Origin of the sequence: Christiangramia forsetii KT0803, assembly GCF_000060345.1 — a bacterium.
Lineage (GTDB): Bacteria > Bacteroidota > Bacteroidia > Flavobacteriales > Flavobacteriaceae > Christiangramia > Christiangramia forsetii.
On the sequence record NC_008571.1, the window covers coordinates 498,416 to 511,133 of the forward strand.

Here is a 12,718-nt window from a genome sequence, read left to right on the forward strand (position 1 = left end):
TACAACTTTATTTTAAATTTTTAAGCAGCAATTCTAAAAAGAATCTTTTATTTTTGTGCCGCAATTGCGATAAATATGCTTCAAAGAATACAAACAGTTTACTTACTTTTAGCAATTATAACGGCAGCAGGTCTTATCTTCGTATTTCCACTCTGGATAAATTCAGCAGGTGAAGAAGTACATGCCCAGGAGCAACTAATTGCTTTTGGAATGTTTTTAGGCTCTGCGGCGATTTCTTTGGTAAGTATCTTTATGTTTAAAAATAGAAAACTCCAGTTTGTGCTGGGGCGTCTAAATATAATATTGAACCTTTTTTTACTAGGAGTGTTTGTTTATTGGTCTCTAACTTTACCTGGAGAAGTAGATATTTCTGAGAAGGGTATTGGGATGTTTCTTCCTATTATTTCTATCGTTTTTATTGTTTTGGCCAATAAGGCCATCAAAAAGGACGAAGATCTCGTAAAATCTGTTGACCGATTACGATAAGCCTATAATCTTAGTAGTATTAGTGCGTGAAAAACCCGAAGTGAAAGCTTCGGGTTTTTTGATTATTCCAGTTCAATAACTTCAAGATCACTAATCTCCTGCCCATTAATTTTAAATCTAAGCATAGTTCTCTTTTGATGAAATCCTTGTTTGCCGGCAGCACCGGGATTCATATGAAGCAAATTCAGGTTTTTATCATTCATCACTTTTAAAATATGAGAATGTCCCGAAATAAATATTTTCGGAGGATTTTTTTTAATGATATCCTTGATGGGAGGGGAATACCTTCCGGGATATCCGCCAATATGAGTGATCCATACATCAACTTCTTCACACATAAATCTATTGTTTAATGGGAATTCTTTTCGAATTTCAGCATTATCAATATTGCCGTAAACAGCCTTGAGTGGTTTTATGGCCTCTAGTTTATCAATAACTTCAAGATTTCCAATATCTCCCGCATGCCAAATTTCATCAGCCTGTTCAGCATAATGAAGAATGCGTTTATCCATATGTGAATGGGTGTCACTAAGAAGAAGGATTTTTTTCAAATTTCGATATTTTTAAAATTCGTTTAACAAAGGATGGTGCGGCAAAGACTTTTTCCTTGCTATAATTGCCTTATCTTTGCATTTCGCTAATATAAAAATAAAGCGGAGCTTGAGGTATTTTATAGAACTCTCATATTTTGGAAAAGCCTATCATGGTTGGCAAATTCAACCGAACTCTATTAGTGTTCAGGAGGTTATTGAAAAAAATCTGAGTAAGGTATTACGTTCAACTATAGAGATTGTTGGAGCAGGAAGAACAGATGCAGGTGTTCACGCTAAGCAGATGTTTGCTCATTTTGATGTTGATAGGGTTTTAGATTTAGAGCTTTTAAAGTATAAGTTGAATTCCATGCTTCCAAAAGATATTGCGATTTCAGATATATTTCCGGTAAACAAAAATGTGCATGCACGTTTTGACGCCACGTCCAGAAGCTATGAGTATCATTTAATTCAGGAAAAAGATCCTTTTAATAGGGAATCAGCGTGGTTTCTGAAACATGAAGTTAAAATTGAGAAGATGAATATGGCGGCGGCTACTTTGAGAGGGTACACTAATTTCAAATGTTTCTCTAAAAGTAAAACAGACGTACGAACCTATAATTGCAGAATTGACGAAGCTGAATGGAGAATGGAGGGGAATTTAATGGTTTTTCATATTACTGCCGATAGATTTTTAAGAAATATGGTTCGTGCAGTAGTAGGAACTCTTATTGAAATTGGTCAAAATAAACATCCTGTTTCTTATATGCATGAGGTTATAAAAAGTGAAGACAGGGGAAAGGCTGGAGCATCGGTACCAGCACATGGATTATACTTAACAAGGATCAAGTATCCTGAAAATATCAGAATAGAATAGATGGCATCAAAAACTGGAAATGCGTTCGATATGGATTTGTTTAAGCGTTTGCTTAGTTATACAAATCCCTATAAGCGAATATTTTATTTCGTAGGAGTCGCCGCAATTCTGATGTCGTTATTTGCAGTTCTAAGGCCTATCCTTTTGCAGGAAACTGTAGATGAAGCTTTAATTCCTTCAGATTTTGACAGCCTTATTTATTATGTAAGTCTAATGATGGGCGTCCTGGTTTTGGAGGTCCTATTTCAGTTCTGTTTTATATATTATGCCAACTGGCTGGGGCAGGAGGTTGTTCGTGATATTCGTGTGAAGCTCTTTAAGCATATGCTTGGCTTTAGAATGAAGTATTACGATAAATCTGCTGTGGGTAGATTGGTGACCAGAGCGGTGAGTGATATTGAAACTATTGCCAGTATCTTTAGTCAGGGATTGTTTATGATCATAAGTGATCTCCTTAAAATGTTTGTGGTTGTAGGAGTAATGTTTTATAAAAGCTGGGAATTAACTTTGCTGGTGCTAACAATTCTTCCGTTCATTATATATGCCACACGTGTATTTCAGAAGAAAATGAAACTGGCTTTTGAAGAGGTTAGAACCCAGGTAGCCAATTTAAATACTTTTGTTCAGGAGCGTATTACCGGGATGAAGATCGTTCAGCTTTTTACCAGAGAGAAGACGGAATATGCCAATTTTAAAGAGATAAACGATAAACACCGAAATGCATGGGTGAAAACGGTATGGTATAACTCCATATTTTTTCCTATTGCTGAAATGTCTACTTCCATAACTATTGGTTTGATCGTATGGTTTGGTGGTTTAAGAGTAGTAGCCGGTGATGATATGTCATTAGGTATTATTATAGCTTTTATTGAACTGTCTCAAATGTTATTCAGGCCTCTGAGGCAAATCGCAGATAAATTCAATACCCTGCAAATGGGAATGGTTGCAGCCAATCGTGTTTTCGATATTATTGATACCGAAGCAAATATTGAAGATAATGGAACTCTTGAAATTGATAATTTTAACGGAGATATCCAGTTTAAAGATGTTCGTTTTAGCTATGTGGACGATGAAGAAGTTTTAAAAGGAATTTCCTTTAAAGTAAATCCTGGAGAAACCGTAGCCATTGTTGGAGCTACCGGTGCTGGGAAATCAACCATCATTAATCTGCTTAGCCGATTCTATGAAATTGATAGTGGTACTATCTTAGTAGATAATACCGATATTAAAGACATTAAGCTTAAATCTTTAAGAGCTCAAATAGCGGTAGTGTTACAGAACGTTTTCCTGTTCGCAGATACCGTTATGAATAATATTAATCTTGATAATCCTGATATCTCAGATGAAGATGTCATTAATGCTGCAAAACAAATCGGGATACATGAATTTATCACCTCACTTCCAGGAGGATATTCTTATAATGTAAAGGAAAGGGGCGCCATGCTATCTTCTGGTCAGCGCCAATTAATTTCCTTCTTAAGGGCTTATGTTAGTAATCCTAGTATTCTTGTTCTGGATGAAGCAACCTCTTCCGTAGATTCCTATAGTGAACAGCTTATTCAAGATGCTACAGATAAGATTACTGAAGGTAGAACGTCTATCGTGATTGCTCACCGTCTTGCCACGATTAAAAAAGCAGATAAGATCATTGTAATGGATGAAGGTAAGATTGTTGAAATTGGTAACCATAAAGAATTACTTCAAAAAACAGATGGTTACTACAGGAAGTTGTACGAAGTGCAGTTTAAGGAAGAGGAAGCGCTTTAAATCACATCTACGCTTCAAAAATTCATGTTCTGTTATACGCTGGAATTTATCTCATATAGCTTAAAAAAAGGCAAGGAATATGGGGGGTAAATAATTCTGTCTAAACTTCTGATTTAAAATTCACTAATAAATAGTGTTTACTTTTAAAACATACATATTATTCATTTTTTGTAATTAATTGATGTGGATATGTTTAATATTTTGCCAATTATTGAAATGATTGATTTTTGTTTCGACTAAAGACATTCGGAAAAAGTTAGACTAATTATTAATCTAAATCAATTATGATGAAAAATTTTCTGTATCCAATTTTAAGCATGTTCTTAATTTTTACGGCATGTTCAGATGACGACGATAATATTCAAGGAAATGAAAATATGGCGGAATTTACGGTTACCATAGAAAATGTGGTTCAGCCAAAGCCTATATTTCAAAGTGGTGTATTTAATACTCCTGTTAGTGCCGATGAGCCAGCACCATTATTTCCTGGCGATGCCTATGAATTTGAAATTGATGCCGGGCCGGTAGTTTTGCCAAACGATGGAGGTACTAGGCTTTCATTTGTGACCATGTTTGTTCAATCTAATGATTTATTTTTCGCCCCTAATGAAGAAGGAATTTCCCTGTATGGTGACGATAATGAACCAATTGGAGCCAATGGCCCTGAAGATGTAACAGATCAGGTTTTAATTTGGGATTCTGGAACTGAAGTAAATGAAATAACCGGGGGTCCAAACCAAAAGCCTCAACAGGAAGCCGATGCCGAAGACCAGGGAGAGGACGAAGATGGGGTGGTTACCCAAATTACTGCGAACGAAGATGCAGCAGGAAACTTTATTCCGGATGCAAATGAGGTTATTAAAGTAACCATAGAAAATACAGCTGATGCTAAATTTAGAGTGAGGATAGAAAACGTATCGACTTCTACTACGATTCCAACTCCGGCGCTGGGCGATGGAACTACTGCTGCTGTTCCAGTATCACCGGGTGTTTATGCGGTACATACTATGGCTGCTCCATTTTTCGTAGAAGGTGAAGCTGCTGCTAATGCAGGGCTTGCAGCGAGTGCTGAGGGTGTTGAAGATATTGCTGAAGATGGCTTTCCTATGGCCTTAGCTCAGGATACTGAAGCAGCAACAGGCTTAATAGTTCCTTTGTCTCCAGGTGCCTGGGCTTTACATGATCAGGGTACCCGGCCACTTTATCAAATAAATGAACCAGATTTTGCAGAGGGTCTCGAAGGAATTGCTGAAGACGGAACACCAATGACGCTTGTTTCCGCCTTAAATAGCAAGGACGGTGTGACTATGGCGGCAGCTTTTAATACGCCTGTAGGTGCGTCCAGCCCAGGACCAATCACTCCTGGAAATAGTTACCAATTTACATTTACTGCTTCTGAAGGACAAAATTTGTCACTGGCTACAATGTTCATTCAGAGTAATGATTGGTTTTATGCTTTTAAGCCTGAAGGAATTGCGCTATTTGAAAATGGAACTGCTATAAGTGGAGATAAGACCTCGCAAGTATTTCTTTATGATGTAGGAACAGAAATAGATGAGTATCCAGGTGCAGGATTATTTCAGGTAATTAGGCAGCCATCTTTAAATTCTGGACCAGATGATTCTAATTCTAATGTAAGACTGGTTGACCCCGCCAATCAAAATAATGTTCAACCTGCTCAGGAAATAATTCGAATAAATATTCAAAGTTCAAGTATTGGAACTAATTAATTAAATTATTCTTGACGGAGGAAAAAAACGGCTTCAGAAGGATTTTTAAATTCTTTTGGAGCTATTTTTTTAAGTGAAAATTGAAATAAATTTCAGACGTCAGCACCTAAGTGCATAAAATTTTAAAGTTATAAAACTGTTTACGAAGGTTGTAAGAACAAGTCTTTTGTCAGGTTGAGCGCAGTCGAGAACTATTGGTCAAATACATTTAGGTTTCGACTTCCATAGATCAAAAAAACAATTGAATATGAAACTATCTACTAATCTTGAATAAATTTATTTATAAGTCTTAACTAAGATCTTCCTTAATTCTATCTTTCAGTTCCTCCATTGTTTCAAACATTACAAACTGTCCATCTTTAATATAAGAAGTTTGTCCCGTTTCTTCACTTACTACCAGGGCCAAAGCATCGGTTTTTTCAGTGATTCCTACTGCGGCGCGGTGTCTTAATCCGAATCTTAGCGGAATGGATCTATCGTTTGAAACGGGTAAAATTACCCTGGTTGCGGTAATCTTATTTTCTTCAATTACCATCGCGCCATCATGTAACGGGCTATTTTTAAAAAAAACTGATTCGAGGATTGGTTGATTCAACTCAATCTTCATTTTATCGCCCGTATTCTTTACAAAATCCAGTTTATTATTTTTTTGAATTACTATCAAAGCACCGGTATAGGTTTTACCCATGGTTTCACAGGCATCTATGATCGCATCTACGTCGATCTTTGAATCAAAATCATCCCTGCTAAATTTAAAACTTCTGAAAAATCTGCCCTTCTGGGTAAAATTTGTAGAACCTATCATTAGAAGGAATTTTCTAATTTCCTGCTGAAAAACAACAATTAGCGCGAAAACACCAACGCCCACAAATTCACCAAGCACGCTGCTTAGCAGCTCCATTTGTAATAATTGTGTTAATAGCCAAACGAGGTAAATTACTACAATACCAATAAAGATGTTCACAGCGGCAGTTCCACGTACAAGTTTATACACGTAGTAGAGCAGAAGGGCTACAAAAACAATATCCAGGATATCGAGAATTCGAAGATCTATGATGTCCAAATTGCGGGGATTTTATGTAAAAATAGAAAATCTAAAATTAGTTTATCAATTCACGGGTTAATTTGATGCATTCCACAGCTTCTTTTACGTCATGTACCCGTAAAATGTTAGCTCCTTTTAAAAGGGCTGCTGTATTAAGAACGCTGGTTCCATTCAAGGCATCATTTACAGAAATATCCAGTTTTTTCCATATCATACTTTTTCTTGAGACACCCATTAACAGCGGTAATTCCATGTTCTTAAGAAGTTCGAGTTTTGATAAAAGTTCAAAATTCTGATCTATATTCTTGGCAAAACCGAAACCCGGATCTATAATAATATCATGAATCCCCAGTTCTCTGGCCGCTTTAATTCTTTCTGAAAAATAAAAAAGAACATCGGTGGTTAGATCTTCATATTGGTTGAGGTCTTTCATGGTTTGCGGAGTTCCCTTCATATGCATCATAATATAAGGCACCTGATATTTGGCAATCGTCGCGAGCATATTATCGTCCAGTTTCCCTGCGGAAATATCATTGATAAGCGCCGCTCCCGCATCAATACATTTATCGGCAACTTCAGCCCTAAAAGTATCAATAGAAAGAACAGCTTCCGGAAAGTCTTTTAGAATGAGCTCAATTGCCGGGATCATTCGATTTAATTCTTCTTCAACCGATATATCTTTGGCTCCAGGTCTGGAGCTATAGGCGCCAAGATCAAGAAAAGTAGCTCCATCCGTTAGCATCTTTTCAGCATTTAAAAGGATCTCTTTTTCAGTATTTGTACGACTGCCGCTGTAAAAAGAATCTGGGGTAATATTCATAATTCCCATCACTTTTGGTTCTGAAAGATCTAGAAGTTTGCCTTTACAATTAATGAACATGGGATTCTTTAGATTTTTTGGTAGCTTAGAAATAACTTTGACTATCTGAAATATTTGCCCGAAATTTACGGAAATTACATCTACTTCATGCAGGATACCTCAAAACAATACGACGCAGTAATTGAAGGCTGTCGCAGTTTGTTTCTAATTAAAATGAAAGATTACGGCTGTGCCTGGAGAATTTTAAGGCTGCCCTCGCTTACCGATCAAATCTTTATAAAAGCTCAGCGAATTCGTCAATTGCAGGAAAGTGAAGTGCGTAAGGTAGACGAAGATGAAAAATCTGAATTTATCGGGATTATCAATTATTCGGTGATGGCACTTATTCAGCTGGAGAAGGGAATAGCGATTCAGCCCGATTTAAATCCTGAGGAAGCTATTAAGTTGTATGACGAGAAGGTTTCTGAAACAAAGGAGTTAATGATGAATAAGAATCATGATTATGGAGAAGCCTGGCGTGATATGAGAATCAGCTCTCTTACAGATCTTATTATTCAGAAATTACTTCGTGTAAAGCAAATTGAAGACAATAAAGGTAAAACGCTGGTAAGTGAAGGGATTGATGCTAATTACCAGGATATGATCAACTATTCAGTGTTTGCCATGATTCATTTCAGTGAAGCTGAAGAAAAATCTATTAGTAAATAAAGTAAGGATGAAAGCAATTGTAAATATCGCCAGGATTCTGGTAGGAGTTCTTTTTATTTTTTCGGGATTTATAAAACTCAATGATCCTGTTGGATTTTCCTATAAACTTCAGGAATATTTTAGCGAACCTGTATTAGATCTTCCATTTCTAATTCCTTTTGCATTGGTGATTGCGATCCTGCTTGTGATTTTTGAACTTGTCTTAGGCATCATGTTGCTTATTGGCTATGCCAGGAAATTTACAAGCTGGAGCTTATTGCTCATGATCATCTTTTTCACGTTCCTCACTTTCTACTCGGCGTACTTTAATAAAGTTACAGACTGTGGATGTTTTGGAGATGCAATTCCGCTTACTCCCTGGGAATCTTTTTATAAGGATATTATCTTACTTGTTTTAGTGCTAATCATCTTTTTTAATCAAAAGTTTATCAACCCCATTTTTCCTGTGAAGTATCATAAATGGGTGATCTTTGCTTCCTTTATGGCTTGCTTTGCATTTTGCTATCATGTATTGATGCACCTTCCTGTATTAGATTTTAGACCTTATAAGATTGGGAATAATATTCCTGAAAAGATGCAGTTACCGCAAGGTGCAGAAAAAGCTGAAGTAACTTACAGCTGGAAGTTTAAAATAGATGGAGAGGAAAAAATTATTAAAACGAATGGAGGTTATCCCCAGGTAGATGGAGAGTTTTTAGGCGTAGAGACTTCACAATCTGGAGAGAATGCTTTGGCTCCAATTCATGATTTTGTTATTGAAGGTAAGGAGGGAGATATTACCCAGGAGGTTCTTTCGGCAGAAAAGGTTTTGCTTATTGTAGCTTATAATCTTCGTTCAACTGAAAAGGATGGTTATGAAGCAGTGAAAGCTCTAAGTGAAAATGCCAGAAGTAAGGGATATCGTGTTATAGGTCTTACAGCTTCCGGGGAAGAGTTTCAGAATAAATTGAAAAAGGAATTCGATTTGACCTTTGATTTCTATCAAACCGATGAAACCGCCTTAAAGACTATAGTTCGCTCAAATCCCGGTTTTTTAACCCTGGAAAAAGGAACTATCACGCAGAAAAAACACTGGTTCGACGCCTCGGATATCGAATTATAAAGAATCAAGGCTACTTTTTACAAAGTCCCTAAATTTTCAAGGTTTGGCTTTGGTTTAAGATGCAATCAATCCTCCTTTACTTATATTTGTTTTGAGTGCTGATATCTAGATAATATCAGCTAAAAATGAAGTATAAAACAAAATTTCAAATCATGAGAGATCATATAGTTGCCGGAAACTGGAAAATGAACAATGACCTGGCAGAAACTCAAGAACTTCTAGGGAAGTTAAAACTTCAAATGGTTAAAGAACCAGAGGCTACGGTAATGGTTGCTCCATCTTTCACAAATTTATATCCAACGTTTCAATCTCTTAAGGATACTCCGGTAATTGTGGCTGCTCAAAATATGCATGAAAGTGAGAAAGGTGCATTTACCGGTGAAGTTTCTGCAAGTATGCTCAAAAGTATTGGAGTTACTACGGTAATTATAGGACATAGTGAGCGAAGAGCTCTTTTTAATGAGACCAATGATATTTTGGCTAAAAAAGTACAGGCTGCTATTGAGAATGACATGACGGTGATCTTTTGTTTTGGAGAAGAATTAGAAGATCGAAAAAGCGAGAAACATTTTAATCTTGTAGAAAAGCAATTAAAGGAAAGTCTTTTTCAATTACCTCAGAGTGTCTGGAAGAATATTATTCTTGCCTATGAGCCTGTTTGGGCTATTGGTACCGGAGAAACTGCAAGTCCGGAACAAGCTCAGGAAATGCATAAACATGTAAGGGAGCTTTTAAATAAAAATGTAGGGAAAGAAGTAGCAGAAGCTACTTCAATATTATACGGTGGTAGCGTAAAACCTAACAACGCCAAAGAGATTTTTGCAAAAGAAGATGTAGACGGTGGCCTTATTGGTGGAGCAAGTCTCAATGCAGTAGACTTCCTGGAGATTGTAAATTCATTTTAGAAATGGCTGGGAATTACTTTGAATTTCAATTTACAATAGATCCGGTTCAGCCGGCTTCAGAGATTCTTATTGCCGAGTTGGGTTACCTGGGATTTGAAAGCTTTGTTGAAAATGACGATGGCATCACAGCTTATATTCCGGAAGAAGAATATGAAGAAGATATTTTTGCCGGTGTTCATATTCTCCAATCAGAAGATTTTAAGATCACCTATGATCAAAAGGAAATAGAACGAGTAAACTGGAACGAAGAGTGGGAAAAGAATTTCACTCCTATTCTTGTTGATGAGGTTTGTAGTGTTAGAGCCCCTTTTCATGAAAAGCCGGATACCGAGTTTGATATTGTTATAGAACCTAAAATGTCTTTTGGGACCGGGCATCATGCTACCACCCATATGATGATACAGCATATCCTCAAAAATAGCTGGGAAGGGAAAAGCGTTTTGGATATGGGATGCGGTACCGGTGTTCTTGCGATTCTTTCCGCTTTGAAAGGAGCGAACCAAATTGATGCTATAGATATCGATAACTGGTGCTATTTAAATACTCTTGAAAACATTACTAGAAATGATTGCGAGCATATTAATGTGGAAGAGGGAGGAGCAGAACTGCTTGAAGGACGAGAATATGATACAATCCTGGCAAATATTAACCTTAATATTTTGCTAAGAGATTTACCGATTTACGAAAAATGTTTAAAATCAAAAGGAGATTTATTTCTCAGTGGATTTTACATAGGAGATTTACCCGCCATCAAACAGGCTTGTGAAAAACTGGGCTTATACTTTGTGGAAAATTTCGAAAGGAGTGATTGGATCGCAGCAAAGTTTTCACGCTAGCGTTTTTCTCATTATTTGTATCTTTGCGCCATGTTGAAAGAGAAATTTTAGAAGATGAGTACTAAGGAAGAAGTATTAGAAGAGGTTGAAATAAAGACCAAGGACAAAAAAGAAAATGAAATTGTATTGTACAATGATGATTACAATACTTTTGATCATGTTATAGATACATTAATATATGCTTGTGAACATACTCCAGAGCAGGCAGAACAATGTTCTATTCTTGTTCATTATAAAGGAAAGTGCACCGTAAAAACAGGCCCGTACAAAGAATTAAAGCCGAGATGTTCCAAATTATTAGATGCTGGATTGAGTGCAGAAATAATTTAGACCAAAAAATCCTTTTAAACTTTTCAGATTTTAAAATAAACAATATATTTGCACCCGCTTTGCAAGATAGTAAAGTAATTAAAAAAAGGCCTTGTGGCGCAACTGAATAGCGCACCTGATTACGGCTCAGGAGGTTCCAGGTTTGAATCCTGGCAAGGTCACTCTTAATATTAATAATTATTATCAAAACCGCGCAAATCTTAGGATTAGCGCGGTTTTTTAGGTTTTGGTCTTTCAATTCATTTGATATGATTTGAATTAAAATGATAACTAGAAGACACCTAAATTTTTAAAAGACACCTTAGGTATCTTTTGAAGAGAATTTAAGCTGAACTGCATAGTTGATTTGACTTTATCTAATTAACTCGAGTTTCCTATTTTAAAATACATTTATCAACCTGAAATGCCATAACGAACAAGATGAGTTTAAGGATAAACCCGTTAGACGTTACAGCATTTATATGTCTTGGCATCAATGCGCTGATCTGGCTGATGGTTGTTTCTATCCTTTTTCTCATATGTTCTTTGGTAAAGGCTACGGCAGGAATATCCTTTCGCTTTAAATTTGATTTCCTACTAATCTACAGATCCGCTTGTTCGGCCTCTCTGAATATATCCTCAACCTCGTAGTTGGTATACCCACTATCACCGAAAAGGGAATTCTCTGATGGCAGGTCATGGTACATCTTCATGAGTATCTGTGAGTCGTGCTCAGCATCTTCCACCAGGTACATCTCCACCGGAATGCCATCTGCAGTTGCACCTTAACACCATAAAAATATTCTCGTTAGGAGCCATTGTAGCCCCTGTATTTCTCGTCTTTGAAGAGTTTGCAACGGCTAATCCTTATATTAAGACAAGCCTTGACAGGGAAGGAGTCAATGATATATTCCATCTCACAACAATTATTTGAATATCCCGCCTATTCGTAAAAGGATGAACATCAAGGTTTCTTTTAGTTTGCAAAGGCGTTTTGTAAAATCACTCTTTTTGATGACCTCTTCGATAATGTGCTGCGCATATAATCCAGTGTCAAGAACTGCTTGCCCCGGAAATAAAGGGCAGAAACCAAATCCGTTGTAATGATTTGGTCATCGGTGAATATCCAGTTATTGTGCTTTTTGTGATTCATTTATTTTAGCAGATCGCCAATCAAACAATAAATTGCAATAACTTATTATGGAGCATAATAAGTATATTTTGAAGTTAGATATTTCAAAATTAACGACTTATTTTATGCTCCTCTTTTTATTTTTCAGGAAACTCGAGTTAATTAATTGATAGGTGTGTAGGCACAGGAGAATATTTCAAAAAGCAGATTTATAAAGTTATTTTTTTGTTTGATGGCTTTTTAAGATATTAAAGTGTCAGGGGTTTCTCCCCTGGTTATTGGCTCAAAAACCGTTTATAGTCCCTGTCCCAGGAACAATCAAACTCCATAACCTAGAAGAAGATCTTGGAGCGCTTGATATTCAATTTTCCGAAGAAGAATTGAAGGAATTCCGTGATCAATTTTCAAAGATAAATTTAATAGATAATAGAACAACTTATTAATTATATAAGGATCACTAGAATTCATTAT

The 12,718-nt window shown here is 36.5% G+C and carries 12 protein-coding genes, 1 tRNA gene and 1 pseudogene; 10 read left to right on the plus strand and 4 right to left on the minus strand.

All coding sequences use genetic code 11. The features are described from left to right. Nucleotides 1-75: 75 nt before the first annotated feature. On the plus strand, nucleotides 76-486 hold the full coding sequence (locus GFO_RS02025; protein WP_011708345.1) for a DUF4293 domain-containing protein: 411 nt from the start codon (nucleotides 76-78) through the stop codon (nucleotides 484-486). 62 nt (nucleotides 487-548) lie between these two features. On the opposite strand, the gene GFO_RS02030 is transcribed toward GFO_RS02025, so the two are convergent. Then, the gene (locus tag GFO_RS02030; protein ID WP_011708346.1) at nucleotides 549-1,037 is read right to left on the minus strand and encodes a metallophosphoesterase family protein; all 489 of its coding nucleotides are present in this window, start codon (nucleotides 1,035-1,037) and stop codon (nucleotides 549-551) included. 109 nt (nucleotides 1,038-1,146) lie between these two features. Here GFO_RS02030 and truA point away from each other — a divergent pair, with 109 nt between their 5' ends. The 3 genes from truA to GFO_RS02045 all read left to right on the plus strand — a co-directional run bounded on the left by truA (nucleotide 1,147) and on the right by GFO_RS02045 (nucleotide 5,390). Further along, nucleotides 1,147-1,893 (plus strand): tRNA pseudouridine(38-40) synthase TruA, encoded by a 747-nt coding sequence (truA, locus tag GFO_RS02035; protein ID WP_041249974.1) that lies wholly within the window; start codon nucleotides 1,147-1,149, stop codon nucleotides 1,891-1,893. Then, a complete protein-coding gene (locus GFO_RS02040) occupies nucleotides 1,894-3,660 on the plus strand; it encodes an ABC transporter ATP-binding protein (RefSeq protein WP_011708348.1) in 1,767 nt (588 codons plus the stop codon). 287 nt (nucleotides 3,661-3,947) lie between these two features. Continuing rightward, a complete protein-coding gene (locus GFO_RS02045; RefSeq protein WP_148264642.1) occupies nucleotides 3,948-5,390 on the plus strand; it encodes a spondin domain-containing protein in 1,443 nt (480 codons plus the stop codon). A 289-nt stretch (nucleotides 5,391-5,679) separates the two neighbouring features. Here GFO_RS02045 and cdaA read toward each other — a convergent pair whose 3' ends face one another. Both cdaA and folP read right to left on the minus strand, forming a co-directional pair. Beyond that, nucleotides 5,680-6,453 (minus strand): diadenylate cyclase CdaA, encoded by a 774-nt coding sequence (gene cdaA, locus GFO_RS02050; RefSeq protein ID WP_011708350.1) that lies wholly within the window; start codon nucleotides 6,451-6,453, stop codon nucleotides 5,680-5,682. 37 nt (nucleotides 6,454-6,490) lie between these two features. Beyond that, the gene (folP, locus tag GFO_RS02055; protein WP_011708351.1) at nucleotides 6,491-7,315 is read right to left on the minus strand and encodes a dihydropteroate synthase; all 825 of its coding nucleotides are present in this window, start codon (nucleotides 7,313-7,315) and stop codon (nucleotides 6,491-6,493) included. An 87-nt stretch (nucleotides 7,316-7,402) separates the two neighbouring features. Between folP and GFO_RS02060 the strand changes: the two genes are divergently transcribed. From GFO_RS02060 to GFO_RS02085, 6 genes are all read left to right on the plus strand, one after another. Beyond that, the gene (locus tag GFO_RS02060; RefSeq protein WP_041249975.1) at nucleotides 7,403-7,963 is read left to right on the plus strand and encodes a DUF1599 domain-containing protein; all 561 of its coding nucleotides are present in this window, start codon (nucleotides 7,403-7,405) and stop codon (nucleotides 7,961-7,963) included. A gap of 7 nt (nucleotides 7,964-7,970) precedes the next feature. Beyond that, nucleotides 7,971-9,065 carry a BT_3928 family protein gene (locus GFO_RS02065; RefSeq protein ID WP_011708353.1) on the plus strand — a complete coding sequence of 365 codons (1,095 nt, stop codon included), beginning with the start codon at nucleotides 7,971-7,973 and terminating at the stop codon, nucleotides 9,063-9,065. 152 nt (nucleotides 9,066-9,217) lie between these two features. Beyond that, a complete protein-coding gene (tpiA, locus tag GFO_RS02070; RefSeq protein WP_041250213.1) occupies nucleotides 9,218-9,970 on the plus strand; it encodes a triose-phosphate isomerase in 753 nt (250 codons plus the stop codon). A gap of 2 nt (nucleotides 9,971-9,972) precedes the next feature. Further along, on the plus strand, nucleotides 9,973-10,806 hold the full coding sequence (prmA, locus tag GFO_RS02075) for a 50S ribosomal protein L11 methyltransferase (RefSeq protein ID WP_011708355.1): 834 nt from the start codon (nucleotides 9,973-9,975) through the stop codon (nucleotides 10,804-10,806). 54 nt (nucleotides 10,807-10,860) lie between these two features. After that, nucleotides 10,861-11,136 carry an ATP-dependent Clp protease adaptor ClpS gene (locus GFO_RS02080; RefSeq protein WP_011708356.1) on the plus strand — a complete coding sequence of 92 codons (276 nt, stop codon included), beginning with the start codon at nucleotides 10,861-10,863 and terminating at the stop codon, nucleotides 11,134-11,136. An 87-nt stretch (nucleotides 11,137-11,223) separates the two neighbouring features. Continuing rightward, a tRNA-Arg gene (locus GFO_RS02085) sits at nucleotides 11,224-11,297 on the plus strand. 213 nt (nucleotides 11,298-11,510) lie between these two features. Here GFO_RS02085 and GFO_RS18095 read toward each other — a convergent pair. Further along, nucleotides 11,511-12,268: pseudogene (locus GFO_RS18095) on the minus strand (IS982 family transposase). Nucleotides 12,269-12,718 lie beyond the last annotated feature (450 nt).

Bases quoted from the DNA above. Each gene is read 5' to 3' on its own strand.
- folP (WP_011708351.1), bottom strand. From the start codon at position 7,315: ATGTTCATTAATTGTAAAGGCAAACTTCTAGATCTTTCAGAACCAAAA.
- GFO_RS02045 (WP_148264642.1), top strand. From the start codon at position 3,948: ATGAAAAATTTTCTGTATCCAATTTTAAGCATGTTCTTAATTTTTACG.
- GFO_RS02040 (WP_011708348.1), top strand. From the start codon at position 1,894: ATGGCATCAAAAACTGGAAATGCGTTCGATATGGATTTGTTTAAGCGT.
- GFO_RS02065 (WP_011708353.1), top strand. From the start codon at position 7,971: ATGAAAGCAATTGTAAATATCGCCAGGATTCTGGTAGGAGTTCTTTTT.
- prmA (WP_011708355.1), top strand. From the start codon at position 9,973: ATGGCTGGGAATTACTTTGAATTTCAATTTACAATAGATCCGGTTCAG.
- GFO_RS02025 (WP_011708345.1), top strand. From the start codon at position 76: ATGCTTCAAAGAATACAAACAGTTTACTTACTTTTAGCAATTATAACG.
- tpiA (WP_041250213.1), top strand. From the start codon at position 9,218: ATGAGAGATCATATAGTTGCCGGAAACTGGAAAATGAACAATGACCTG.
- GFO_RS02060 (WP_041249975.1), top strand. From the start codon at position 7,403: ATGCAGGATACCTCAAAACAATACGACGCAGTAATTGAAGGCTGTCGC.
- GFO_RS02080 (WP_011708356.1), top strand. From the start codon at position 10,861: ATGAGTACTAAGGAAGAAGTATTAGAAGAGGTTGAAATAAAGACCAAG.